Genomic DNA, 23,886 nt, shown 5'->3' on the forward strand with positions numbered 1-23,886 from the left:
CACGGCCGCCCATGCGCCGCACCGTCTTTCCGCACCGCTGGCTGCCCTGGCTGCTGCTGGCGCCGCAGCTCGCCATCACCCTGGTCTTCTTCCACTGGCCGGCCGCCCAGGCGCTGCATGACGCGTTCTACCGCCAGGATCCCTGGGGCTTGGCCACCCAGTTCGTCGGTTGGGACAACTTCCGCGCGCTGGCGGACGACCCGGCCTGGCTGCACGCGGCCGGTGTCACCGCCGTCTTCAGCCTGTCGGTTGCGGTGCTGGCACTCGGTGCCGGCCTGGCGCTGGCGGTGATGGCCGAGCGGGTGGTGCGCGGCCGCGGCCTCTACCGCACGCTGCTGATCTGGCCGTATGCGGTGGCGCCGGCGGTCGCCGGCATGCTGTGGCTGTTCCTGTTCTCGCCCGCGCTCGGCACCTTCGGCGTGCTGCTGCGGCGCTGGGGCGTGGACTGGGACCCGCTGCTGCAGGGCGACCAGGCGCTGGCGCTGGTCGTCGGCGCGGCGGCCTGGAAGCAGGTCAGCTACAACCTGATCTTCTTCGCCGCGGGGCTGCAGGCGATCCCGAAGTCGCTGGTCGAGGCCGCGGCCATCGACGGCGCGGGGCCCGCCCGGCGCTTTCTCACCATCGTCTTTCCGCTGTTGTCGCCGGTCAGCTTCTTCCTGCTGGTGGTCAACACCGTCTATGCCTTCTTCGACACCTTCGGCGTCATCCACGCGGTGACCGGCGGCGGTCCGGCCAAGGCCACCGAGACCCTGGTCTACAAGGTCTTCCATGACGGCTACGTCGCGCTCGATCTGGGCGCCTCGTCGGCGCAGTCCGTGGTGCTGATGGTGCTGGTGGGGGTGCTGACGCTGCTGCAGTTCCGTCACGTCGAACGCAAGGTGCACTACGCATGATCGAGCGCCGACCCTGGGCCGATGCCCTGGCCCACGGCCTGCTGGTGGTGGCCGTGCTGGTGATGCTGTTTCCGCTGTGGTACGTGTTCGTCGCGTCCACCCGCAGTGCGGCCGAGATCCTGAGCCCGCCGCTGCCGCTGTGGCCGGGCCGTCACGGCTGGGAGAACTGGCACGCCACGCTGGTCGACGGCGCACGCCGCATCGGTGGCGTCGACGCGCTGCGCCTGCTGGCCAACACCACGCTGATCGCGCTGGCGGTGGCGGCCGGCAAGATCGTCATCTCCTTCCTGTCGGCCTACGCGCTGGTGTTCTTTCGCTTCCCGCTGCAGCGCACGGCCTTCGCGCTGATCTTCGTCACGCTGATGCTGCCGGTCGAAGTGCGGATCATGCCGACCTACCAGGTGATGGTCGATCTCGGCCTGATCAACACCTGGACCGGGCTGACGCTGCCGCTGATGGCCTCGGCCACCGCCACCTTCCTGTTCCGCCAGTGCTTCGCCACCATCCCGGACGAGCTGCTGGAGGCCGCCCGCATCGACGGTGCCGGCCCCTGGCGTTTCCTGCGTGACGTGGTGCTGCCGCTGTCGGCCACGAACATCGCCGCGCTGTCGGTCATCGTCTTCATCTACGGCTGGACCCAGTACCTGTGGCCGCTGCTGATGACCAGCAGCAACGACATGCACACGCTGATCATCGCGCTGAAGAAGATGGTGTCCTTCGCCGATGCCGACACCGAATGGCCGCAGGTCATGGTCATCACCTTGCTGGCCATGCTGCCGCCGGTGGCGGTGGTGATCGTGATGCAGCGCTGGTTCGTGCGCGGTCTGGTCGACGGCGACAAATGATCCCCTGACATCCCATGGCATCCATCACCCTGCGCGGGCTGCGCAAGCACTATGCCCGCCACACCACGCGCCACACCGTGCTGCACGGCATCGACCTCGACATCGCCGATGGCGAGTTCGTCGTGCTGGTCGGCCCCTCGGGCTGCGGCAAGTCCACGCTGCTGCGCATGATCGCCGGGCTGGAGGACATCAGCGAGGGCGAGATCGCCATCGGTGGCCAGCGCGTCAACGAGCGCGAGCCCAAGGACCGCGACATCGCGATGGTGTTCCAGAACTACGCGCTGTATCCGCACATGAGCGTGCGCCAGAACCTGGCCTACGGACTGAGGCTGCGTGGCCTGCCGGCGGCGCAGATCGCGCAGCGGGTGGAGGCCGTGGCCCGCACGCTGGAGCTCGACGCGCTGCTGGAGCGCCGGCCCAAGGATCTGTCGGGCGGCCAGCGCCAGCGCGTGGCCATGGGCCGGGCCATCGTGCGCGAGCCGGCGGCCTTCCTGTTCGACGAGCCGCTGTCCAATCTGGATGCCCGTCTGCGCGTGCAGATGCGGCTGGAGATCCAGCGCCTGCACCAGCGCCTGGGCACCACCAGCGTCTACGTCACCCACGATCAGGTCGAGGCGATGACGCTGGCCCAGCGCATGGTGGTGATGCGCGACGGGCGCATCGAGCAGGTGGGTACGCCGCGCGAGGTCTACCAGCGGCCGGCCACGGCCTTCGTCGCGTCCTTCATCGGGGCGCCGGCGATGAACCTGTGGCGGGCCCGGGTCAGCGCGGACGGCGCCGCGCTGCAGCTCGACGGCGGGCCGTGGCTGCCGCTGCCGCAGCGGCGTGCCGATCTGGCCGGCCGCACGGTGCAGGCCGGGGTGCGGCCGGAGCAGCTGCAGCGCCAGGATGCCGGTGGCCCGCCGCCGCGGGACGCCGCCGGCCTGCCGTCCGGCGATCGGCTGTCCGACGGGCCGGTGCCGTCGGTGCACGCCACGCTGGCCGTGCAGTTCGTCGAGTCGCTCGGGGCCGAGCAACTGGTGCATGGCCTGCTGGGGGCGCAGCCGGCCGTCGTGCGTCTGCCCGACGGCCGCGCGCCCGCGCCGGGCGATGCGCTGCCCCTGCGCTGGACGGCCGCCGCCTGGCATCTGTTCGACACCGACGACGGCCGACGTCTGGACTGAGGGGCCGCCGGCCGCCCGGGCGACCGGCCGGCGTGTCCTGGCGGGGGGCCGGACCGGGCCGGCCGCTCATCCCGCTCAGCCGCCCTCGGGCCCCTGATAGGGGCTGTGCAGCTTGACCGCCTTGGCCGCCTTGCGCTTGCGGGCATTGATGTTGAGCAGTTCGACGATGACCGAGAAGGCCATCGCGAAGTACACATAACCCTTGGGCACATGGTGGTCGAAGCCCTCGGCGATCAGCACCACGCCCACCACCACCAGGAAGGACAGCGCCAGCATCTTGATGCTGGGGTGGTTGGAGACGAACTGGCCGATCGGGCGCGCGAACAGCATCATCAGGCCGACGCTGGCGATCACCGCGGCGATCATGATGCGCACGTCGTCGACCATGCCGACGGCGGTGATGATCGAGTCCAGCGAGAACACGATGTCGATCAGCATGATCTGCAGGATCACCGCGCCGAAGGTGGCTTGCACCGCGCTGGCGGCCTGGCCTTCCTCGCCTTCGAGGCTGCCGTGGATCTCGTGCGTGGCCTTCCAGACCAGGAACAATCCGCCAACGATCAGGATCAGGTCACGGCCGGAGATGGCCTGGTCCATGACCGTGAACAGCGGCTCGACCAGGCCGATGATCCAGGCCAGCACCAGCAGCAGGCCGATGCGCATGCCCATGGCCATCAGCAGGCCCAGACGGCGCGCCTTCTCGCGCTGGGCGGCCGGCAGCTTGTCGACCAGGATGGAGATGAAGATGATGTTGTCGATGCCCAGGACGAGTTCCAGGGCGGTCAGCGTGGCCAGGGCGATCCAGGCTTCGGGGCTGGTCAGCAGTTCGAGCATGCGGTGGTATCCGTCGTGTGTGCGTGAGGGAGGTGCCGCCGTCGCGCGGCAGGCCTGCGGCCACGGGACGACGTCACAGCCGCCCTTCTACACCGGAACGCCCCCGGTCGGATGTCGGCCGCACGACAGCGCGGCGCCCGCGCCGGGGCGGGCCGTGCCGCCGATGAGGTCGCTGTCGTCGGCGCGTTCCCGGCCCGGGGGTCTGTGGTGATGGGCGGCGCGCTGCTCATCGGGCCGTTCAGCTGGCCCTGGTCGCTGGTGCTGACGCTGCTCGCGTTGTGTGCCGCCTGGGCGACGGCGGGCGGGCTGTGGACGCTGGGCGCACGCCGGGCGGCCGTCGGGGCCGACGCGTCCGCCCCGGCCGTCGATGCCCATGGCTTCGAGCGTCTGCGCTGGCAGGTGCTGGGCCTGACGCTGCTGGTGGCCCGGCTGGCCTTCGCCTGGCGCTTCCGCGACGCCTGGGCCGGTGCGCCCTGGCAGCTGCTGGACATCCGCGATGGCGGCTGGGATCCGCAGGCCGGCATCGTCGCCGGCTGGGCCTGGGCGCTGTGGCGGCTGCGGGTGTCGCCGCGGGGCTGGCGGCTGCCGCTGGGGGCCGGCCTGCTGGTGGGCACCGCGCTGTGGTTCGCGGGTGCGCTGGCGCAGCTGGCCGATCCCGATGGTCGGCCGCTGGCGCCGCTGGCCGTGACCACGCCCGATGGCCGAGCGCAGACGCTGCCGCCCAGCGATGGCCGGCCCACGGTCGTCAATCTGTGGGCCAGCTGGTGCGGCCCCTGCCGGCGTGAGATGCCGGTGCTGGAGGACGCACGGCGGCGCCACCCGCAGCTGCGCGTGCTGCTGGTCAACCAGGGGGAGACGCCGGAGGTGGTGCGCGACTTCCTGCGCCGCGGCGGTCTGGCGCCCGACGCGGTGTGGCTGGACGAGCGCGGCCTGCTCGGCGCGCAGTGGGGCCGCGCGCTGCCGACGACGCTGTTCGTCGATGCCCGTGGCCAGGTGCGCGCGACCCATGTCGGCGCGCTGTCGGCGGCCTCGCTCGCGCAGCGGCTGCAGGCGCTCGGGGTGGCGCCGCCCGCACCCTGAGCGGTCCGGCGGCGCGGCCCCGGGCGCGGTCTCAGGCGTTCTCGCGGCTCAGCTCGTCGGCCCAGTCCGGCAGCAGGTCCGCGTCCAGGCCCAGCCAGTCGAGCGCGGCCTTGCCGTGGCGGCTCCAGTCCGCCTCCGGGCCCAGGCCTTCGCTCTGGCGCATCAGGTGTTCGGCGACCAGGCCGGCGGCCACCAGGGTCTGCACCTCGGCATCGGTTTCCTGGCTGCCCAGCAGCGTGTAGTCGTGGTGCAGGCGCACCGCGGTGGCGAGTGCCGGCGCCAGGTGCCAGGTGCGGGCCACCAGGGCGCCGACGACCGCATGGTCGGTGCGGTGGTTGGCGTTCTCGGTCGCGATGAAGGAGCGGTCGATGCGCACGGCCGCCTCCATCAACGTCGCGCCATAGCCGCGCACGCACTGCAGCAGCACCGGCTGACCGACGTGGCTGAACAGGCCATACAGCTGGGCCAGCTCGGGATCCAGCCCGGGCAGGCGCAGCGCGATCGCGCGCATGGCCTGCGCCCGCAGTGTCGACCGCTCCCAGAAGCGGCGCAGCTGCGGGTGGTCGACCGGGATCGCATGGCGGATCAGGAACTGCGTCATGATCGCCGCCGTCTCGTCCAGGCCCAGCCGGGTCAGGGCCTGGCCCACGGTCTGCACCGGCTGGCCGCTGGTCGACCAGGCCGGGCTGTTGGCATTGCGCATCAGCGTGGCCGACATGGCCACGTCCTCGCCGGCGATGCGGGCGATGGCCGTCAGGTCGGGCTCCGCCCCGGTCATCGCCTCGCGCAGGCGCACCAGGTGTTCGGGGCAGGGCGGGATGCGGATGTGCTGCAGCGGGCCGCTGCGGCGGGCCTGGTCGAGCTCTTCGGCCACCTTCTGGCGGGTGGCGGTGGTGGCCGTGGTGGCGGGCGGGGCGGCAGGGGCGGGGCGGCGGGCGTCGTGCATGGCCTTCGCTGTATCGGCCGGCCGCGCGCGGACTTCAGTGTCTTTCGCAGGGCCGGTCGAGGCCGGGTGCGGTGGCGGCGGGCGCCGCCGTGGACCCGGCCCGATCGCGGCGGTGACGCCGGTTGGCGCTCACTCCGGCTCGATGCCGGCCGCCTTGATCATGCGCCCCCAGCGCTGGGTCTCGGCCGCCTGGAACTTCGCCAGCTCGGCCGGACCGCCGGCCCAGGCCTCGGCGCCGCCGGACTCGAAGAAGGCCTTGGCCGAGGCGCTCTTCACCGCGGCCTGCAGCAGCTCGTTCAGCCGCGCGACCACCGGCTGCGGCGTGCCGGCCGGCGCGTAGGCGGCGAACCAGTAGCTCATCTCGTAGCCCTTGACGCCGGCCTCCTCGATCGTCGGCACGTCGGGCAGCAGCGGGCTGCGCTTGTGCGTGCTGTAGCCGAGCGCGCGCAGCTTGCCGGCCTTGATGTGCGGCACGCCGGTGGCGGTGTCGGTGATCATCAGGTCGACCTGGCCGCCGATGAGGTCGGTCAGCGCCTGCGGGTTGCTCTTGTAGGGCACGTGCAGGATGTCGGTGGCCGACAGGTCCTTGAACTGCTCGCCGGCCACGCGGCTGCTGGCGCTGCCGCTGGCGAAGCTGAGCTTGCCCGGGGCCTTGCGCGCCGCGGCCACCAGCTCGGCCACGCTGCGCCAGGGCGCGTCGGTGCGCACCACCAGCACCTGGCCGCCGCGCGCCAGCGTGGTGATCGGCGCGAAGTCCTTGACCGGGTCATAGCCGATCTTGCGGAACAGGTGCTCGTTGGCCGCGTGCGTGGTGTTGGTGGCGATCAGCACGGTGTGGCCGTCGGCCGGCGCGCGGGCCACGGCCTGGGTGGCCAGCATGCCGCTGGCGCCGGCCTTGTTGTCGATGACCACCGGCTGCTTCGTCGCCTCGCTGACGGCCTGGCCGAGCGCGCGCGCCAGCTGGTCGGTGGCGCTGGCGGCGGCGAAGGGCACGACGAAGGTGATCGGCTTGTCGGGGAATCGGGTGGCCTGGGCCTGGGCGGCCGGCAGCAGGGCGGTGCTGCCCAGGGCGAGGGTCAGGCCGGTCCGCACCGCGGTGTGCAGCAGGTGGCGGCGGGCGGTGGCCGGGCGCCGGGTCGGCGTGTGGGTGGCATCGGTCATCGGTGTCTCCGGGGTCGTGTCGTCGGGCTGCGGTCGGCCCGGGGTGGGGAACGGGGGAACAGGGGCCACCGCTGGGTGGCCGCCGGTGGATGGTGGGTGGTCGGCGGGTGGCCGGGGAGGTGGGGCCGGGGACGTGGGGACGTGGCGGTGGATGCGCAGGCGGTGGACCGGCGCCCGGGGGCGGTGGCCAGGAGGGGTCCTCAGCCGGCCGCCGGGCCGTCGTCCATGGTGTGGGGCGTGCGGGACGTGCGGGACGGCGGCACGGGCAGCAGGTCGGGCCGGCGCAGCCGTGGCAGCAGCGCGGCGGGCACGTCCAGCGTCAGGTCCAGCAGGTGGAAGGACAGCGCCTTGCCGTGGCTGTCGAGGTTGAGCGCGTCGTTGACGCCGCCGTCGAGCGCGGCGTCGAGCACGAAGTTCATCGCGCCGAGCTGCGGCAGCAGATGCCGCTGCACGCGCCGCGGCCGGCGGGCCGCGAAGTGCGCGGCCACGCGGGCGGCGGTGATCTGCTCGACCAGCAGCGGGTAGAGCGCCGGATCCCAGGCGATCAGGCTGATGTTGCTGCGGTCGCCCTTGTCGCCGGTGCGGCCGTGGGCGGCCTGGCGCAGCGGCACGCGCTGGCGGGCGGTGGCGGGGGCCGTGCAGGCCGCGGCGTCGGTCGCCGGGCGGCTGGCCGTGTCGGGCGCGGTGGTGGACGGGGGCGCGGATGACGGCGCCGATGACGGAGCCGAACAGGGGGCGGACACGGCGGTCGCCGGAGGGGCGATGGCGGCGGCGCCGGCCGTGAGGGCGGCTGCGTGGGCGGGGCTGGGCGTCATGCGTCGATCTCGACCCGGGTGTGGATGTGGGCGCGCGGCAGCAGGCAGCTGGCGGTGGCCAGGCGCTCGCGCAGCGCGGTGCGCACGCCGCCGCCGCCGGCCGGGCCGCAGGTGTAGAGGGCGGTCACCTCGCGCGTCAGGCGCTCGGCGGCCGCGCGCGTGGGCTGGCGGGTGGCCGCGCGCAGGCGCACGTCGGTGGCCTCGCCGGCCGGCAGCGCGTCCAGCCAGCGCCCGCCATCGTCGGCCAGCACGCTGGCCACGCCGATCAGGTCCAGCCGCAGGCGTGGGGCTGCGGCGGGGTCGTCCGCATCGTCGCCCGCCAGCGGCGCCAGATCGGCCAGCCGCTCGCGCAGCACGGTGCCGGCCAGGCGGGCGCGGGCCTCGGCGCCGGGGCCGGCGTAGGAGATCTCGCCCTCGGCCATCCAGCCGCCGGGGCGGAACACGTTGGCCTTCAGCGTGGCCGGGCGCGGATGGCCGCACACGCCGCTCAGCCGCACGCGGTCGGTACCGACGGCCTCCAGCCGGGCCGTGCGGATGTCGGCGACCACGTCCGGCGTCAGGTAGGCGCCGGGGTCGTGCAGCTCGTAGAGCAGCTGTTCGGTCACGGTGTGCAGATCGAGCCGGCCGCCGGTGCCCTCGGCCTTGCCGACGATGCAGCTGCCGTCGTCGAACAGCTCGGCCAGCGGAAAGCCGACCCGGGCCAGCCCGGGCACGTCCTTGTAGCCGGGGTCGGCGTAGTAGCCGCCGCAGACCTGGGCGCCGCACTCCAGCAGATGGCCGGCCATGGTGGCGCCGGCCAGGCGGTCCCAGTCGTCGGCGGCCCAGCCGAAGTGGGCCAGCGCCGGGCCCAGCACCAGGGCCGGGTCGGCCACGCGGCCGGTGACGACGATGTCGACGCCGGCGCGCAAGGCCTCGGCGATGCCCTCGGCGCCGAGGTAGACGTTGGCGCTGACGATCGGGGCGTCGGCCGGCCAGGCGGGGGCCGTCCGGCCGGTCGGCGCGCGGCGGCCGGCCGCCGGGGTGTGCGGGCCGGTGGCGGGGGCGGCATCGTCATCGGCGCACCAGCGGTCGGCCGTGCTGGTCGTGTCGATGCGATGGTCGCTGCCCGTGTCCGTGCCGGCGTCGCCGCCCGCGCCGGTGCCCGGATCGAAGGCCGGCGCGGTGGCCAGTGCCTCGCGCAGCAGCGCGTGGTGGGCCGGGTCGGACAGATCGTCGCCGCTGACCACGGCGATGCGCGGGCGGCGCAGGCCCAGCTCGGCCGCCAGCGCGCGGATGCGGGCTGCCGCCGCCTGCGGATGGGCGGCGCCGAAGTTGCTGACGATGCGGATGCCGTGGGCCAGGCAGTCGGCCAGCACCGGCCGCAGCAGCGCGTCGAGCAGCGGCTCGTAGCCGGCCTGCGGATCGGCGCGGCGCGCCTGCTGGGCCAGCGCCAGCGTGCGCTCGGCCAGGGTCTCGAAGATCAGCACGCGGGCGCCATCGCGTCGCAGCAGGCTGTCGACGACGGGGCGGGCGGCGTCGGTGCGGTCACCGGAGAAGCCGGCGGCCGCGCCGATGTGCAGGGGCAGGGGTGGGCTCATGTCGTTCGGTTGCGGAAGCCGTCGACCGGCTCCTCGGGGAACGCACTCTAGGCCGGTGGCCGCCGGCAGGGAAATCGGAGCTTCGGATCAATGGATCGTCGGCGCCGATCAATGCTGCGGGTTGTCCCGCAGCGGTGCCGCGTCGCTGCCCTCCGCGTCGGCGGGCCGGTGCGCCTCCAGATGCTCCAGCAAGGCGCGCGCGGCCGCCGACAGGCTGCGCCGGCGGTGGCGCACGACGTGGATCTGCCGCCGCAGCCCGGGCGCGTCGAGCGCGCGGTCGCACAGCTCGGGATGGTCGAACTGCGCCAGCGTCAGCCGCGGCACGACGGTGATGCCGAGTCCGGCGCGCACCATGCCGGCCACGCTGGCCAGCTGCTCCAGCTCCAGCCGCGGCGGCGGCACCTGCGGGTAGAGCGCCTGCTCCAGGTGCTGGCGCACGCTGCTGTGGCGGGCCAGATGGATGAAGGGCTGGCTGGCGAGCGCCTGCAGCGGCAGCGGTTCGGCCTGGGCGGCCAGCGGATGGTCACGCCGGCAGACGAGGCGGAAATCGTCGCGGCAGAAGGGCTCGACCAGCAGCTCGGCATCGGCCGGCGGGCTGGCGGCCAGCGCCAGATCGGCGCGGCCGCTGCGCACCTGCTCGACGCAGTGCTCGGACAGCACGTCGGCCACCGCGACCTGGATGCCCGGATGGCGGGCGTTGAAGGCGGCCAGCACCGGCGGCAGCCAGCCGGCGGCCAGCGCCGGCAGCAGGGCCAGCGTGGCGCGGCCGCGTTCACGCAGGACCCGCTCCTGCAGGTCCTGCCAGGCACTGCCGGCGTCGGCCAGCAGGGCCCGGGCGGCGGCCAGGAAGTGCTCGCCCTCGGGCGTCAGCGTGACGCTGCGGGTGTCGCGGTCGAACAGCCGCGTGCCCAGGCTGTCCTCCAGCGCACGGATCTGCGCGCTGAAGGCCGGCTGCGACAGGTGGCACAGACCGGCCGCCCGCGTGAAGTGGCGGGTCTCGGCCAGGGTGGCGAAGGCCTGCAGCTGGCGCAGCGACAGGCCGAGGACGGAAGGCGGCAGGCTCACCGGGTGGATTGTCGCGGTGACCGGCGACCGGCCAGCGGTGGGCGTCGATCAGCTGCCGTCGACCCGCCCCGCGATGTCGGGCAGATCGAGCCCGGCCGGCGCCGGTCGCGCGTACAGAAAGCCCTGGTGCAGGCTGCAGCCCAGTTGCCGCAGCACGGCCGCCTGCTGCGGCGTCTCCACGCCCTCGGCCACCACCTGCAGGTCCAGCAGCCGGGCCAGGGTGATGATGGCGGCCACCAGCGCGCTGTCGCGCGGGCCGCAGGCCAGATCGCGGATGAAGGCGCGGTCGATCTTGAGCTCGTCCAGCGGCAGGCGCTTGACCTGGGCCAGCGAGGACCAGCCGGTGCCGAAATCGTCCAGCGACAGGCGGAAGCCCCGCTGGCGCAGCCGGTCCAGGCTGGCGATCGCCGCATCGGTGTCGGCCATCAGCATCGATTCGGTGACCTCGACGACCAGCAGCTGCGGCGGGACGTCGTGGCGCCGCACCAGCTCGTCCATCCGGCGGTACAGCGCATCGTCGAGCAGCTGCGGGCCGGCGACGTTGACCGAGATCGGCAGTCCGGGCCGGCCGTCGCGTCGCCAGTCGTGCAGCGTGCGGCAGGCGGCCTCCAGCACCCAGTCGGTCAGCGGCGCGATCAGGCCGGTCTCCTCGGCCAGTCCGATGAACTCGCCCGGCATCACCAGGCCGCGTTGCGGATGCTGCCAGCGCACCAGGGCCTCGACCCCGATGATCCGGCGGCTGACGCTGTCGACCTTGGGCTGCAGGTGCAGCCGCAGCTGGCCGCCCTGGATCGCCTGGCGCAGCTCGTGCTCGCGCTGCAGCCGGGCCTGGGCCTCGGCATGCAGGCCGGGATCGTAGACCTGCAGCCGACCCCGGCCGGCCCGCTTGGCGGCGTACAGCGCCTGCTCGGCATGGGCCAGCAGCTCGGTCGGTCGCATGCCGTCGCGCGGTGACAGGGCGATGCCGGCACCGGCATCGAGCTGCAGCCGCCGGCCGTCGATCTCCAGCGGCCGCTGCACCTCCCGGATCAGGCGTTCGGCGGCGGCGGCGGCCAGCGTCGGCTCGGTCAGACCGCCCAGCAGCACGCCGAAGGCGTTCGGCCCCAGGCGGGCGATGCGGTCGTGCAGGCCGGCATCGTCCGGGTCGCGCGCGTCGCCGCCGGTCTGGCGGATCGCGGTGCGCAGGCGCTGCGCCAGCGTGGCCAGAACCTGGTCGCCCCCGGTGCGGCCCAGCGCGTCGTTGACGGACCGGAAGCGGTCGATGTCCAGGTGCAGCAGGGCACAACCGCGGCCGTTGGCGCGTGCGCGCTCGAGCTCCGCCGCGCACAGCTCGGTGAAATGGCTGCGGTTGGGCAGCATGGTGAGGTCGTCGTAGCGGGTGAGCTGGCGCAGCCGGCGCTCGGTGCTGACCCGCTCGGTGATGTCCTGGGTGACGCCTTCGACCCGGCGGCCGGGATCGTGGCGGTCGCGCACCGAGATGCCGCGTTCGACCAGCGTGCGGCAGGCCCCGTCGGGCAGCTGCAGCTCGTACTGCAGCGCATAGGGCCGGCCCTCGTGCAGCGCGCGCTGGCGGGCTTCGAGCAGGCGCTGGCGGTCGGCGTGCCGCAGCAGCGGCAGCAGGGTGTGGATGCCGGCTTCGGTCAGGGGGGCATGGCGGCCGCGGGGGCGGCCGGGCCAGCGGTGCAGGGCGGACAGGGCCTCGGCCCCATGCAGGCGCCCGTCGGCATCGAGCTGCCAGCTCACCAGCCGGGCCAGCTTCTGCGCGCGTTGCAGGCGCGCCCGGCTGCTGGCGAGCTCGCGCTGCTCGCCGGCACTGGCGCGGGCGCGCCGCAGCCGCAGGTCCAGCAGATCCCAGTCGACGGGCTTGGTGATGAAGTCGACGGCGCCCGCGGCGTAGGCGCGCTGCAGCAGTTCGGGCGCGGTGTCGGCCGTCAGCAGCAGCACCGGCGGCCAGGCCGGATGGTGCTGGCGGATGCGGCGGCAGGCCTCGATGCCGTCCATGCCGCCGAGGCCGATGTCCATCAGCACGACCTCGGCCGGGGCCGGGTTCTCGGTCTGCAGGGACTGCAGCGCTTCCTCGGCGCTGCTGCAGGTCCGCACGCTCCAGTCGGCGGATTCGAGCATCGCCTGGGTCAGCTGGCGGAAGACCGCCTCGTCGTCGACCAGCAGCAGACGTGGCCGGCCGTCCGGGCTGGCCGGGGCCGGGGGGTGTCGATCGGGGACGGGACGGTCTGGAGCGGGCATGACGCGCAGCGGCCGCGCGCGTCCCGGTTCACGGGGGATCCGTCGACAGGTCCGAGACTCGCGCTTCGGAGGCTATCGGCCGTCCGCGGCCGGACTTGAGGGCCCGGTGCCGGTTGCCGCCGCCGGCGTCTGGCCGAAAGGCTGGGTCAGCTGGCCCAGCAGCGTCGGCGCCACCGGGGTGTCGCAGCCATAGCGCTGCGGCCAGTCCCGCGGCAGGTAGAGCGTGCCGAACATCCGGTCGATCCACGGGAAGATCGCCGCGTAGTTGCGGTCGTGCAGCTCGGGGCGGTCGTTGGTGTGGTGCCAGTGGTGGAAGAAGGGCGTGGCCACCAGCTGCTCCAGGAAGCCGAAGCGCCAGCGCACGTTGGCGTGGACGAAGTAGCTCCAGACGGTGCCGGTGATCATGTAGATCAGCACCACCGGTTCGGTCGCGCCGCTGCCCTGGGGCACGAGGCCGATGACGTAGATCGGCACCATGCCGGAAAAGCGCATCAAGGCCATGTCCAGCGGATGGGCCCGGGTGTTGACCAGCCAGTCGATCCGCTCGGCGCTGTGGTGGACGGCATGGAAGCGCCACAGCAGCGGTCGCTCGTGGATGATGCGGTGACCCCAGTAGGCGCCGATGTCGCCGACGACCAGCGCGGCGCCCAGGCGCACCGCCAGTGGCCATTGCGCGACCCATTCGTGCCAGGCCGCGGGCACGATGCGATGGACCAGCAGCGTCAGGCCGATCAGCGGCAGCGCCAGCACCCAGCGCTGCACCAGCAGGCCGTTGACGAAGTACCAGCCCAGATCGGTCAGGCTCTGGCGGCGCCACAGCGGCCCGCGCTGCTGGCTGAACAGGCGCTCCAGTGGCACGAAGACCAGGGCCAGCAGCAGCAGCCAGGTGCACAGCCGCAACAGATCCTGCAGCACGATGTTGAACGAGGACATGTTCCGGACTGTAGCCGCCGGTCATGGCCGGCATCGGGGATCACCCTCCACACGCGGGCGCAAACCGTCACGCGCTGACGTGACGCAAGGGCCGGCGCGCAGGGGATCCCGGAAATGGAACAGGGGTGCCGGAGGCACCCCTGTCCAGGATCAGCACCGGCACCGTCCGGCCAGGCCGGGCGATGTCGGTGCATCGGTCACGACGTCCGCCTGCGACAGGCGGGCGAGGCGACCGCGGCCATCAGGCGCGCTTGCGACGCGACAGACCGATGCCAGCCAGGCCCAGGCCGACCAGGGCCAGCATGGTGGGCTCGGGCACGGCGGTGGCGGTCACGCTCACGCCGTCCAGCAGGACGAACGGGGGCAGGCCGGTCGGGCCGCCCTGGGCCAGGAAGCTCAGGGTTTCCGAAGCGGCGGTGGCCTGGAACGTCATCGTCTGCAGCAGCCAGCCCGAGAAGAAGCCGTTGCTGGTCGACGCGGTCTGCTGGGTGCTGGTGCCGATGACGTTGCCACCGACGCTGACTTGCCAGTCCGACCAGACGGCGCCGCTGTTGCCGGCGACCGACTGCTTGGCGACGGCCTGGTAGAAGCTCAGCGTGTACGACTCGCCGACGGTCAGGCCGGACAGGGTCGTGGACAGCGCGCCGTTGTTCAGGAAGTCGGCGTCGATCGCGATGAAGTTGCCGCCGTCCGGGCTGGTGGTGGCCGCCAGCAGGTCGATGGCACCGAAGTTGCCCCAGCTGGTGTTGTTGCCCAGACCCAGGGTGGTGCTGTTGGCGACGAACGCGAACTCGGCCACGCTGCTCCAGTCGGTCACGTTGGTCGTGACACGGCTGGCGACGCCGGTGGCCGACTCGAACGAGCCGTTGCTGACGATGGCGGCGAAGCTGGGGACGGCGCACAGGGCGACGGTGACAGCGGCGGCGACCTTCTTGATATTGAACATGATGAAACCTTTCCTACGACTGATACCTGCAACCGGACCCGTCGCTGGGCCTGGGACAGGCACTGAACGGGGCGGATACGGTTGCGAGAGAGTTTCTGACAACCCGATACAGCAAAGCATTCACCGTGCCAGCGATCGAAAAGTGTTTGTTTTCAGGGGTTTGCGGCCAGACATCAGGGCAGACCCGGGGCGGGTGTAAAGACGGCCGACGGCCAGCTTCGGATCGGTGTCCGTTATCGTGAAACCGGTCACATCCGGCGTCGACACCGCGCATCCGGAGGGTGGTTCTTGATGACTTTTTGAGATAAGCCGCGCTCCAATTTCCGGGGTCGGCCTGTCCACGTCACGGTCATGGGTGTTCTGCTACCGTGCGGGGGACGATGACGCCGAAGAACCTGAAGACGTATCCGAGGAGAGCCCCGTGACCGCACTGCACGCCCGCGCCCAGTCCCTGACGCCGGCGCAGCTGCGCGGCATGCGCTGCGGCCTCGAGAAGGAAAGCCTGCGCAGTCTGCCCGGCGGTGGACTGGCCCTGACCCCGCATCCGGCCGCGCTCGGCTCGGCCCTGACCCACCCGCACATCACGACCGACTACAGCGAGAGCCAGCTCGAACTGATCACCGGTGTGCACGGCGATGCCGCCGATGCCCTGGCCGAGCTGACGGAGCTGCATCAGGCCGTCTACCACGCGCTCGGCCGCGGTGATGAGGCCGAGCGCCTGTGGGTCGGCAGCATGCCCTGCGGGCTGCCGACCGACGAGACGATCCCGCTGGCGCGCTACGGCAACAGCCACATCGGCCGCGCCAAGAGCATCTACCGCATGGGTCTGGGCCACCGTTACGGCCGGCGCATGCAGACCATCTCCGGCATCCACTACAACTGGTCGCTGCCGGGGCTGGACAACGCGCAGCACTTCGCGCTGATCCGCAACTTCCGGCGCCATGCCTTCCTGTTGCTGTGGCTGTTCGGTGCCTCGCCCGCGGTCTGCAGCGATTTCGTCGCGGACCGTCCGCATGAGCTGGTGCCGCTGCGCGACGGCAGCCCGACCCTGCACGGGCCCTGGGCCACGTCCTTGCGCATGGGCCGGCTGGGTTACCAGAGCGAGGCGCAGGCCTCGCTGGCCGTCAGCTACAACTGCCTGGAGCGCTATGCCGACTCCCTGCACGATGCCCTCGTGCGCCCGTGGCCGGCCTACGAGACGGTGGGTGTGCGCAACCCCGGTGGCGACTACAACCAGCTGGCCACCAGCCTGCTGCAGATCGAGAACGAGTTCTACGGCCTGATCCGGCCCAAGCGGGTGATCCGCCAGGGCGAGCGCCCGCTGCACGCGCTGCGCGAGCGCGGGGTCGAGTACATCGAGGTGCGCTGCATGGACCTCGATCCCTTCGTCGACGTCGGCATCGCCGAGTCGACGATGCACTTCCTCGACATCTTCCTGCTGCACTGCCTGCTGGCCGACAGCCCGCCGGACACGCCCGAGGAGATCCGCGCGCTGGGCCGCAACCAGCACCGCACCGCCGCGCGCGGCCGCGAGCCGGGCCTGCTGCTCGAGCGCGGTGACGACACGCTGCCGCTGGTCGACTGGGCGGCCCAGCTGCTCGACGAGATGGTGCCGATCGCCGCGCGGCTCGACGAGACGCGCGGCGGTGATGACCATGGCCGTGCGCTGGCGGCTGCCCGTGCCGCGCTCGACGACCCGGCCGGTCTGCCTTCGGCCCGGGTGCTGCAGGCCCTGCAGCAGCCGTCCGGCTGTTGCTACAACACGTTCATCACCCAGCGTGCCGAGCAGATCCGCGCCCGCCTGCTGGCCCTGCCCTGGACGGCGGCGCAGGCCCGCGAGCACGCCATGCAGGCCGAGGCCTCGCGGGCCGCGCAGGCCCGCATCGATGCCGCGCCCCAGGACGGTGACTTCGAGCGCTGGCGTCTGGCCTACGTCGATCCGGCGCGCCTGCAGGTGCAGGCCACGGCGGCCGAGCCTGCCGTCGCCGCTGCTGCCGTCGCCGTCGACGGCTGAGCAGACCGCCCGCCACGGCCCGGCGCGCCGATCCCATCCGGGTCGACCCTGGGCTCAAGCCCGCCGCACGGCCGCCGATAAGCAGGACGAACCCACGCGGACGGGCCCGGCGCACACGCCGGGTGGCGCGTGCGTCCTGGGCTGTGCATCCGTGGTTCGTCTTTCCCAGGTCCGGATCTCTATCGACCAGGGAGAAGGCGTGTCCGCTCATCATCAGGACGAAGCTCGGGCCGTGAGCGAGGCTGCCCGGCCCCCCATCGACCATTCCGCCAGCCTCTACGAGGCACTGGACCGGGGCCTGGCGATCGCGGAGATCCACGTCGACCGCCGCTTCCTGCGGGCCAATCCCGCCTATCTGCAGCTGTTCGGCTACGAGCTGGCCGAGCTGACCGGCCGCCACCACGGCGATCTGTGCGATCCGGAGTACGCCCGCAGCGAAGACTACGAGCACTTCTGGGACGCGCTGCTGCAGGGCCGCTGCCTGACCGGGCAGTACGCGCGCAAGCACCATGACGGGCGGGCCGTCTACGTCCAGGCCACCTATGCGCCCGTGCATGACGCCACCGGCCGGCTGGTCTCCATCCTGAAGGTCGCCAGCGACGTCACCGAGATCAAGCGGCAGGCCGTCGAGGCCGACTCGCGCATCGCGGCCATCGACCGCACGCAGGCCGTGATCGAGTTCGAGCTCGACGGGACCATCGCCAAGGTCAATGACAACTACCTCGCGGCACTCGGCTATGCGCGCGACGAGGTGGTCGCGCATCACCACAGCATGCTGTGCGAGCCGGCCTACGCCGCCAGCGCCGAGTACCAGCAGTTCTGGGTCGACCTGCGCAACGGCCGTTACCGCACCGGCGAGTTCCCCCGCCTGAACAAGGCCGGCGGCATGGTCTGGCTGCACGCGGCCTACATGCCGGTGCTGGGCATCGACGGCCGGCCGCTGCGGGTGGTGAAGTACGCGATCGACGTCACCGAGGCCAAGCGCCGCACGATCGAGGCCGACGGCATCGTCGAGGCCGTCGGGCGCACGCAGGCGGTGGTCGAATTCGACCTCGACGGGCGCCTGCTGCATGCCAACGAGCACTTCCTCAAGGCCACCGGCTACACCCTCAACGAGGTCAAGGGCCAGCCGCACGCGATGTTCTGCCGCCCCGAGTTCGTCCAGTCGCAGGACTATCTGGACCTGTGGGACGGTCTGCGGCACGGGCAACACCAGTCCGGCATGGTCGAGCGGGTGCACAAGCTCGGTCGACCGGTCTGGATGCAGGCCCACTACACGCCGCTGCTCGGCCTGGACGGCAAGCCGACCAAGGTGATCAAGTTCGCCTCCGATCTGACCCAGGCCCGCAACGATGCGCTGGACAACCAGGGGCGGCTGTCGGCGATCAACCGCTCGCAGGGCGTGATCGAGTTCGACATGGCCGGCAACATCCTGACGGCCAATGCCAACTTCCTGGCGCTGACCGGCTACGGCCTGGATGAACTGCGCGGCCAGCACCACCGCATGTTCGTGGATCCCGAGGAGGCCGGTGGCGCCGCCTATCGCGCGTTCTGGAACAAGCTGTCCCAAGGCGAGTTCCACGCCGGCGACTACCAGCGCTATGGCAAGTACGGCCGTCGGGTGTGGATCCACGCGACCTACAACCCCATCCTCGATCTGTCCGGGCATCCGGTGAAGGTCGTCAAGTTCTGCACCGACATCACCGAGCGCAAGCTGGAGGCGATCGAGAACGCGGCCCGCATCCATGCGCTGTCCGAGAGCCTGTGTACCGCTGAACTCGACCGTGAAGGCACGATCCTGAGCGTCAACGAGCGGCTGTCGCAGTCGCTGGGCTGGAGCCCGGGCGAGCTGGTCGGCCGCAACGAGTCCAGCTTCATGTTCGAAGACGACGTGAGCACGACCGCGCGCTCCGACGCCTGGCGTCTGCTGCGCGAGGGCCAGACCATCCACCGCGAACTGCGCCGCCGCGGCTATGGCGACCGCGAGGTGTGGTGGCAGGCCTCGATCGTGCCGGTGCTGGGGCTGGACGGCCAGATGGCCAAGGCCCTGGTGCTCGCCCAGGACATCACTGACGTCAAGCATGAGCGGCTGGACACCGAAGGCAAGCTCAAGGCCATCGACCGGGCACAGGCCATCATCGAGTTCGATCTGACCGGCCGGGTGCTGGTGGCCAACGGCAACTTCCTGGGCCTGATGGGCTACGACGCCGACGAGATCAAGGGCCGCCATCACCGGATGTTCGTGCCGTCGGATGATGTGGCCGCGCCCTCCTATCAGGCGTTCTGGGAGGCCCTGGCCCGTGGCGAGTTCCGTTCCGGCGAGTACAAGCGCATGGGCAAGAACGGGCGCGAGGTCTGGATCCAGGCCACCTACAACCCGATCTTCTCGCACGACGGGCGACCGCTGAAGGTGGTGAAGTTCGCCTCCGACATCACGCAGAACAAGCTGCTGAGCGCGGAATCCGCGGCCAAGGTCAGCGCGATCGATCTCAGCCAGGCCGTCATCGAGTTCGACCTCGACGGCAACGTGCTGCATGCCAACCGTCCGTTCCTGGCGGCCATGGGCTACACGCTGCGTGAGGTGATGAGCCAGCACCACAGCATGTTCTGCACGCCCGAGTACACCCATACCGCGGAGTACCGCGACTTCTGGCTGCGCCTGGGCGAGGGCGAGTTCATCGCGGGGCGCTTCCATCGCGTGGGCAAGTTCAAGCGCGATGTGTGGATCCAGGCCACCTACAACCCGATCCGCGACCTCAACGGGCGCATCGTCAAGGTCATCAAGTACGCCTATGACGTGACGACCGAGGTGCAGCTGGAGCAGCGCATCACGCAGAAGTCGGCCGAGATGAGCTGCAGCGTCAACGCGCTGGCCGAGAGCATCGTCGCCATCGCGGCCAACTCGGGTGTCGCCGCCGAGATGGCCCACGAGGCGCAGACGGTGGCACGCGGTGGCTTCGAGGCGATCCAGAAGTCGATCCACGCGATCGACACCATCCAGGCCAGTTCGCTGCGCATGGGCGAGATCGTGAGGGTCATCGGCGAGATCGCCAACCAGACCAATCTGCTGGCCTTCAACGCGGCGATCGAGGCGGCCCGTGCCGGCCCGCACGGCGTGGGCTTCTCGGTGGTGGCCGGTGAGGTGCGCAAGCTGGCCGAGCGGTCGAGCAGTGCCGCACGCGAGATCGCCAAGCTGATCGACGAGTCGGTGATGCAGGTCGGCCAGGGCGCCAACGTCAGCAAGGAGGCGGCCCACAGCTTCGAGGGCGTGATGGGCTCGGTCGGCCGCACGGTCGGCAGCGTCACCCAGATCGCCGATGCGGCCGAGGCCCAGCGCAGTCTGGCCAACCGGGTGCGCGAGCTGATCCAGGCCCTGACCGCCACCGACGCCAACGGTGCGCGCGATGCCTGAGGCCACGGCCGCGGGGCCGGTGCAGGGCTGGGTCGGCTACGGCGGCTTCCACCGTGCGGGCCTGTCGCTGTCGTTGCCGATGCACGTGCTGCGTGAGGTGCTGCCCTGTCGCGATCTGCGTCCTTGGGCGGCCGGCCATGCCGCGGTCATCGGCGCGCTCGACATGCGTGGCGTGGCCTTGCCGGTGATCGATCTGCTGCGCCTGCTCGGTCCGGGTGTGCCGGCCGGCGGCGACGGACCGACGGCGGCCCGGCCGCCGGGTTCGGCCCTCGACGAGGCGCCGGTGGTGGTCGTGCTGGTGCACGAAGGGCGGCTGATCGGGCTGCTGGCCGACGGCGTCAGCGGTGTGTTCCGTGTCGCCGACGATGCGCGGCACGTCCTCGAACAGCCGGTGTCGCCCCTGCCTGCGCTGGTCTCGGCCAGCCTGCGGCGGGCCGACGATGGCAGCCTGGTGGGACTGCTGGATGCCGCGGCGCTGGCGCTGCGGCCCGATCTGCCCTGGTTGCAGGACCCTGAACCGCAGCGTCAGGCCCGCTGGCGCGACATCGACGGAACGACCGTGCCCCTGTCCGCCGATTCCGGGGACGGGCCGGCCGCCCCCCCCGGTGACGGGCCGGCGGACCCCGCGAGCCCGCTGTCCGAGCCCGGAACGACGGTCGCGCATGGCTCGGCCGACTGGTGTCCGCTGCTGCTGCTGCGCTGCGGCCGGGTCGGGCTGGCCATCGATGCGGTGGCCGTGCACGCGACGGTCGCGGATCCGCGCCTGCAGCCGTCGGTGCTGCAGATCGGTCGTTGCCTGGGGGTGCTGGAGTACGGCGCGGTACGGGTGCCCGCGCTCGATCTGCTGGCCTTGCTGGGCATGGGCGAGCTGGCCGCCGATGCGCCCCGTCAGGCCTTCGTGCTGCGTCTGGCGCAGGGCCTGGTCGCCTTGCTGATCAGCGAGGTGGTCGATGTCGTCAGTGTGCCGCGCTCGCGGCTGATCGACGTGCCGAGGGTCGGCCGGGCAGGTTCGCGCCTGGTGCGCGCGGCCTTGCCGCTGGAGCACCTGCCCGAGGCCACGGGCGTCGATGCCGCTCAGGTCGGCCGCGCCTTCCTGCAGCTGGACGTGGCCGCGCTGCATGCCGATGCCGACCTGTGCGCGCTGGCGGCCGCCAACACCGAACAGGACGGGCGGCGCGTGGCCGCGGGCTTCGACGGCATGCGCTCGCTGGGCAGCGGCGGTGGGCGTCGCGCGATGCTGATCTACGAGCTGGGCGCCTCGGTGGCCACGCCGATCGACCAGGTGCAGGAGATCCTGCCCTTCGTGCCCGAGATGGCGCAGTACGCCGGCACGGGCGCGCTGCTGGGCCTGACCGTGCTGCGTGGGCGCTCGATCCCGGTGATGTGCCTGTCGCAGCTGTACGGCCATCCGTCGCCCCGGGTGTGCGCTGACGGCGTCAGCGTGCTGGTGGTGGCCTGTGGCGACGAGCTGCTGGGCTTCGCCGTGCCGCGCATGTTGGGGATCGAGACCGCACGCTGGGAGCCGGATCTGGGCGGGGGCGCTGCCGTGGCGCGGGGCGATCCGGTCGATGCGGTGCTGCGTTCGCGCCGTCTGGTGCAGATCGGCGACGCGGCAGCGGGGGAGGCCGAGCAGATGCTGCAGCTGGTCGATCTGCAGGCCCTGGCCATGGCGCTGCACGGGCGCCAGGAAGCGCTGGCCGCCTGATCCGCTTCAGCGCGAGGCGGCGCTGGCGGCGGGCCCGCGTGCGGCGCGGGCCGTGTCCAGCAGGCGTTGCTGGCGGCGCTCGACCACCCGGCCGAGCAACAGGCGTTCGAGGCTGGAGGCCGCATTCCACAGCGCCTGGCCGTCGCGCAGACAGGCGGTGCCATGGCTGCTCTGGCGCGTGGCGCTCCAGGTGTGCAGATGCTCGCGGGCCTCGTCCATCAGCGCATGGGCCTGGTCCTCGTCGCGCTCGCCGTCGCGCCAGGCGCGGCCCAGCCAGGCCGCACCGGCCCGCAGCACGAGGCGCAACCGGCCTTCGGCCGCGGTGTCACCGTCGCCGGCCTGGCGGGCCAGGGCCCGGGCCTGGTCATCGAGGGCGGCCGCGCACAGCGACACCTCGCGCTGGGCCGGTGTGGCCGTCGCCCACGAGGTCGGTGCCGTGGCGGCCGCCGGGCCGGCCAGCAGCATCAGGATGACGCCCCGCGCGGCGAGTCGCCGCAGACGGGGCCGCCGGGCCGGTGCGGCCGGTGGCAGGGCCGGTGACGGGGCCGGCTCGGGCGGCGGCGGGGCAGCGTGCGTTTCGGATCGCATGCGGCGATTGTGCGGGCGCGTCGACCCCGCAGCCGCCGTCCTGCCCTGTGGCCGTGACGGCTGACCGGTCAGGACAGACCGCGGTCCAGCGCGCCGGGCACCAGCAGACGCTGCAGGCGTTGCAGCCAGGAGCTGCGCGGGGGCTGCGTGGTGTCGCTGCCTTGGCGGGCCAGGCGCACCTCGGGGCGCGAGGCCGCAGGCCATCCGGCCGGGCGCGGGCCCGGTCGTGCGGACGGTGGCGGGTGGCTCGCGTTCCGGCCCTCCTGGCCCATCAAGCCCCGGTCGTCGTCAGCGGTGTCGTCGCCGTCGTCGCCGTCGTCCAGGTCCTGGTCGTCGCCCATCGTCCGCCCCTGTGTCGCGGCGACCTGGGTCATCAGGTCGCGGCCCTGCAGCGCGGGCGGCCGTGGCAGCGCCAGACGGCAGGCCAGCGTGGGGGCGATGTCGGCCAACGCCACCGGTTGGTTCAACCGCAGCCCGGCCGGCACGCCCGGCGCGCACAGCAGCAGCAGGCCGTGACTGAGCGCGGCCGGCCGCGGCGAGGTCTCGGCCAGCACGGCCACCACCGTGTCGCCATGCCCCCGGCCTTCGTGGCAGCGGTCCAGCTGGGCGCCCTGCAGCTCCTCGATCAAGGTGCCCAGCAGCTCGTCGAGCCAGAGCAGCCAGGGCTGCAGCAGCGGCTGCACCTCGGTGGCCGGCACCCAGCGGCGCAGCGTGGCCGCATAGGCGGCCAGGCCGTCGAAGCGCAGCAGGTTCAGGGCGTTGTCCGGCCGCGCGCACCAGGCGCCGCCAATGGCCAGCACGCTCAACCAGTGGGCCGCCAGGCGGCGTGCGGCGCGCTCCAGCGCGAACTCGGCGGCTTCGCCGTCGCGGCCCGGCAGGGGGCGCCAGGGTTGCAGCCGCCGCAGCGTGGCCGGTGGCAGGTCGTCGGGCAGCACCCGTTCGCGTTGCAGCAGGGCGCGCTGGCTGCCGGGCCAGCACAGGGCGCTGGGTTCGGGCCGGTCACTGGCCAGTGGCAGACCCTGGGCGTTGACCGTGGGCCAGTGGCGGGGCTCGGCCACGCGCACGGCGCCGGTGGGCAGTCCGGGCACGGCCTGTTCGGGGCTGCCGATGGCGCCGGGCCAGCCCAGCACCCGGCAGGGCCGGCCCACCGCATCGGCCCAGTCCCACAAGGGGGAGACCGGCAGATCCCGCGCCAGCAGGGTGTGGGGTGCGGCATGGCCGGCCGGTGTCGGCATCGCGTGGCCGGTGATGGCGCTCAGCCAGTGGCTGCCGCGCTCATCGGCCGGTGTGGCGGCCTGCCAATCGGCCAGGACGCCCATGCGGGCCAGCCGCGCGACCTGGCGCAGACTGCCGCTGGCCACCAGCGATTGCAGCAGTGCGGCCGGCACGCCGTCGATGGCCAGCAGCAGGGCGGCGGTGATGCTCCGGCGATCTGGAGAGCGGACGGAATCGGTCATGCGACACGCGGTGATGCTGCGTCGCCTTCCGGCCTGAGCACCGGACCCGACCGGTGCTGCCACGCAACTCTATCTGAATGTTCAGATTGTTCATATTCACCTTGACCTGCGCCAGCCTCCCACTCAGGGGGTGACGGATCGGTCCGCGGCCGGTCGTGACGGAGGACGCACCCGGCGGTCGGATCTCCGGGGCAGTACCCGGCGGGCG

17 protein-coding genes and 1 pseudogene are annotated in these 23,886 nt (G+C 72.5%); 7 read left to right on the forward strand and 11 right to left on the reverse strand.

The window, feature by feature from the left end; translation table 11 throughout:
- Nucleotides 1-11: 11 nt before the first annotated feature.
- Genes ugpA through AACH11_RS16300 form a run of 3 tightly spaced genes read left to right on the forward strand, consistent with a single transcriptional unit; the run spans nt 12 to nt 2,901 of the window.
- Nucleotides 12-893: a sn-glycerol-3-phosphate ABC transporter permease UgpA gene (gene ugpA / locus AACH11_RS16290; RefSeq protein WP_341375308.1), complete on the forward strand. Its 882-nt coding sequence runs from the start codon at nt 12-14 to the stop codon at nt 891-893.
- Nucleotides 890-1,738, forward strand: a complete 849-nt coding sequence (gene ugpE / locus AACH11_RS16295) for a sn-glycerol-3-phosphate ABC transporter permease UgpE (protein ID WP_341375309.1) — start codon at nt 890-892, stop codon at nt 1,736-1,738. Before ugpA ends, ugpE begins: the two co-directional genes overlap by 4 nt.
- Before the next feature lie 14 nt (nt 1,739-1,752).
- Complete coding sequence (locus AACH11_RS16300) at nt 1,753-2,901, forward strand: sn-glycerol-3-phosphate import ATP-binding protein UgpC (RefSeq protein WP_341375310.1); 1,149 nt, start codon at nt 1,753-1,755, stop codon at nt 2,899-2,901.
- A gap of 75 nt (nt 2,902-2,976) precedes the next feature.
- Here the strand turns inward: AACH11_RS16300 and AACH11_RS16305 are convergent, their stop codons facing one another.
- A complete protein-coding gene (locus AACH11_RS16305; RefSeq protein ID WP_341375311.1) occupies nt 2,977-3,735 on the reverse strand; it encodes a TerC family protein in 759 nt (252 codons plus the stop codon).
- Between the two features lie 111 nt (nt 3,736-3,846).
- On the opposite strand from AACH11_RS16305, the gene AACH11_RS16310 reads away from it, so the two are divergent.
- A complete protein-coding gene (locus tag AACH11_RS16310; protein WP_341375312.1) occupies nt 3,847-4,815 on the forward strand; it encodes a TlpA family protein disulfide reductase in 969 nt (322 codons plus the stop codon).
- 31 nt (nt 4,816-4,846) lie between these two features.
- Here the strand turns inward: AACH11_RS16310 and AACH11_RS16315 are convergent, their stop codons facing one another.
- The 8 genes and pseudogenes from AACH11_RS16315 to AACH11_RS16350 all read right to left on the reverse strand — a co-directional run bounded on the left by AACH11_RS16315 (nt 4,847) and on the right by AACH11_RS16350 (nt 14,502).
- Nucleotides 4,847-5,761, reverse strand: a complete 915-nt coding sequence (locus tag AACH11_RS16315; RefSeq protein WP_341375313.1) for an HDOD domain-containing protein — start codon at nt 5,759-5,761, stop codon at nt 4,847-4,849.
- Between the two features lie 129 nt (nt 5,762-5,890).
- Nucleotides 5,891-6,922, reverse strand: a complete 1,032-nt coding sequence (locus tag AACH11_RS16320; protein WP_341375314.1) for a Bug family tripartite tricarboxylate transporter substrate binding protein — start codon at nt 6,920-6,922, stop codon at nt 5,891-5,893.
- Nucleotides 6,923-7,197: 275 nt separating this feature from the next.
- A pseudogene (locus AACH11_RS16325) lies at nt 7,198-7,533 on the reverse strand (AtuA-related protein); the annotation flags it as partial.
- 200 nt (nt 7,534-7,733) lie between these two features.
- A complete protein-coding gene (locus AACH11_RS16330) occupies nt 7,734-9,314 on the reverse strand; it encodes an acyclic terpene utilization AtuA family protein (protein WP_341375315.1) in 1,581 nt (526 codons plus the stop codon).
- A 108-nt stretch (nt 9,315-9,422) separates the two neighbouring features.
- Nucleotides 9,423-10,379, reverse strand: a complete 957-nt coding sequence (locus tag AACH11_RS16335; protein ID WP_341375316.1) for a LysR family transcriptional regulator — start codon at nt 10,377-10,379, stop codon at nt 9,423-9,425.
- A gap of 48 nt (nt 10,380-10,427) precedes the next feature.
- Nucleotides 10,428-12,623, reverse strand: coding sequence for a putative bifunctional diguanylate cyclase/phosphodiesterase (locus AACH11_RS16340; RefSeq protein WP_341375317.1), 2,196 nt, complete (start codon nt 12,621-12,623; stop codon nt 10,428-10,430).
- A gap of 72 nt (nt 12,624-12,695) precedes the next feature.
- The gene (locus AACH11_RS16345; protein ID WP_341375318.1) at nt 12,696-13,556 is read right to left on the reverse strand and encodes a sterol desaturase family protein; all 861 of its coding nucleotides are present in this window, start codon (nt 13,554-13,556) and stop codon (nt 12,696-12,698) included.
- A 241-nt stretch (nt 13,557-13,797) separates the two neighbouring features.
- Nucleotides 13,798-14,502 (reverse strand): PEP-CTERM sorting domain-containing protein, encoded by a 705-nt coding sequence (locus AACH11_RS16350; protein ID WP_341375319.1) that lies wholly within the window; start codon nt 14,500-14,502, stop codon nt 13,798-13,800.
- Between the two features lie 421 nt (nt 14,503-14,923).
- Between AACH11_RS16350 and gshA the strand changes: the two genes are divergently transcribed.
- The 3 genes from gshA (at nt 14,924) to AACH11_RS16365 (ending at nt 21,633) form a co-directional block, all read left to right on the forward strand.
- Nucleotides 14,924-16,516, forward strand: a complete 1,593-nt coding sequence (gene gshA / locus AACH11_RS16355; protein ID WP_341375320.1) for a glutamate--cysteine ligase — start codon at nt 14,924-14,926, stop codon at nt 16,514-16,516.
- Nucleotides 16,517-16,748: 232 nt separating this feature from the next.
- Complete coding sequence (locus AACH11_RS16360) at nt 16,749-19,928, forward strand: PAS domain S-box protein (protein WP_341375321.1); 3,180 nt, start codon at nt 16,749-16,751, stop codon at nt 19,926-19,928.
- The gene (locus tag AACH11_RS16365) at nt 19,921-21,633 is read left to right on the forward strand and encodes a chemotaxis protein CheW (RefSeq protein WP_341375322.1); all 1,713 of its coding nucleotides are present in this window, start codon (nt 19,921-19,923) and stop codon (nt 21,631-21,633) included. Before AACH11_RS16360 ends, AACH11_RS16365 begins: the two co-directional genes overlap by 8 nt.
- Before the next feature lie 6 nt (nt 21,634-21,639).
- Here AACH11_RS16365 and AACH11_RS16370 read toward each other — a convergent pair whose 3' ends face one another.
- Together AACH11_RS16370 and AACH11_RS16375 are read right to left on the reverse strand one after the other, a co-directional pair.
- Nucleotides 21,640-22,221 carry a hypothetical protein gene (locus AACH11_RS16370; RefSeq protein ID WP_341375323.1) on the reverse strand — a complete coding sequence of 194 codons (582 nt, stop codon included), beginning with the start codon at nt 22,219-22,221 and terminating at the stop codon, nt 21,640-21,642.
- A gap of 68 nt (nt 22,222-22,289) precedes the next feature.
- Nucleotides 22,290-23,678, reverse strand: coding sequence for a hypothetical protein (locus AACH11_RS16375; RefSeq protein ID WP_341375324.1), 1,389 nt, complete (start codon nt 23,676-23,678; stop codon nt 22,290-22,292).
- Nucleotides 23,679-23,886: the final 208 nt, after the last annotated feature.

This window comes from Pseudaquabacterium rugosum (genome assembly GCF_038066575.1).
Classification (GTDB): Bacteria; Pseudomonadota; Gammaproteobacteria; order Burkholderiales; family Burkholderiaceae_C; genus Pseudaquabacterium; species Pseudaquabacterium rugosum.

What these genes read in the sequence shown, in the direction of transcription:
- AACH11_RS16350 (WP_341375319.1), bottom strand. Translation starts at nt 14,502, where the DNA reads ATGTTCAATATCAAGAAGGTCGCCGCCGCTGTCACCGTCGCCCTGTGC.
- AACH11_RS16305 (WP_341375311.1), bottom strand. Translation starts at nt 3,735, where the DNA reads ATGCTCGAACTGCTGACCAGCCCCGAAGCCTGGATCGCCCTGGCCACG.
- AACH11_RS16300 (WP_341375310.1), top strand. Translation starts at nt 1,753, where the DNA reads ATGGCATCCATCACCCTGCGCGGGCTGCGCAAGCACTATGCCCGCCAC.
- AACH11_RS16365 (WP_341375322.1), top strand. Translation starts at nt 19,921, where the DNA reads ATGCCTGAGGCCACGGCCGCGGGGCCGGTGCAGGGCTGGGTCGGCTAC.
- AACH11_RS16320 (WP_341375314.1), bottom strand. Translation starts at nt 6,922, where the DNA reads ATGACCGATGCCACCCACACGCCGACCCGGCGCCCGGCCACCGCCCGC.
- AACH11_RS16345 (WP_341375318.1), bottom strand. Translation starts at nt 13,556, where the DNA reads ATGTCCTCGTTCAACATCGTGCTGCAGGATCTGTTGCGGCTGTGCACC.
- AACH11_RS16370 (WP_341375323.1), bottom strand. Translation starts at nt 22,221, where the DNA reads ATGCGATCCGAAACGCACGCTGCCCCGCCGCCGCCCGAGCCGGCCCCG.
- AACH11_RS16310 (WP_341375312.1), top strand. Translation starts at nt 3,847, where the DNA reads ATGTCGGCCGCACGACAGCGCGGCGCCCGCGCCGGGGCGGGCCGTGCC.
- AACH11_RS16315 (WP_341375313.1), bottom strand. Translation starts at nt 5,761, where the DNA reads ATGCACGACGCCCGCCGCCCCGCCCCTGCCGCCCCGCCCGCCACCACG.
- ugpE (WP_341375309.1), top strand. Translation starts at nt 890, where the DNA reads ATGATCGAGCGCCGACCCTGGGCCGATGCCCTGGCCCACGGCCTGCTG.
- AACH11_RS16375 (WP_341375324.1), bottom strand. Translation starts at nt 23,678, where the DNA reads ATGACCGATTCCGTCCGCTCTCCAGATCGCCGGAGCATCACCGCCGCC.
- AACH11_RS16330 (WP_341375315.1), bottom strand. Translation starts at nt 9,314, where the DNA reads ATGAGCCCACCCCTGCCCCTGCACATCGGCGCGGCCGCCGGCTTCTCC.
- ugpA (WP_341375308.1), top strand. Translation starts at nt 12, where the DNA reads ATGCGCCGCACCGTCTTTCCGCACCGCTGGCTGCCCTGGCTGCTGCTG.
- AACH11_RS16340 (WP_341375317.1), bottom strand. Translation starts at nt 12,623, where the DNA reads ATGCCCGCTCCAGACCGTCCCGTCCCCGATCGACACCCCCCGGCCCCG.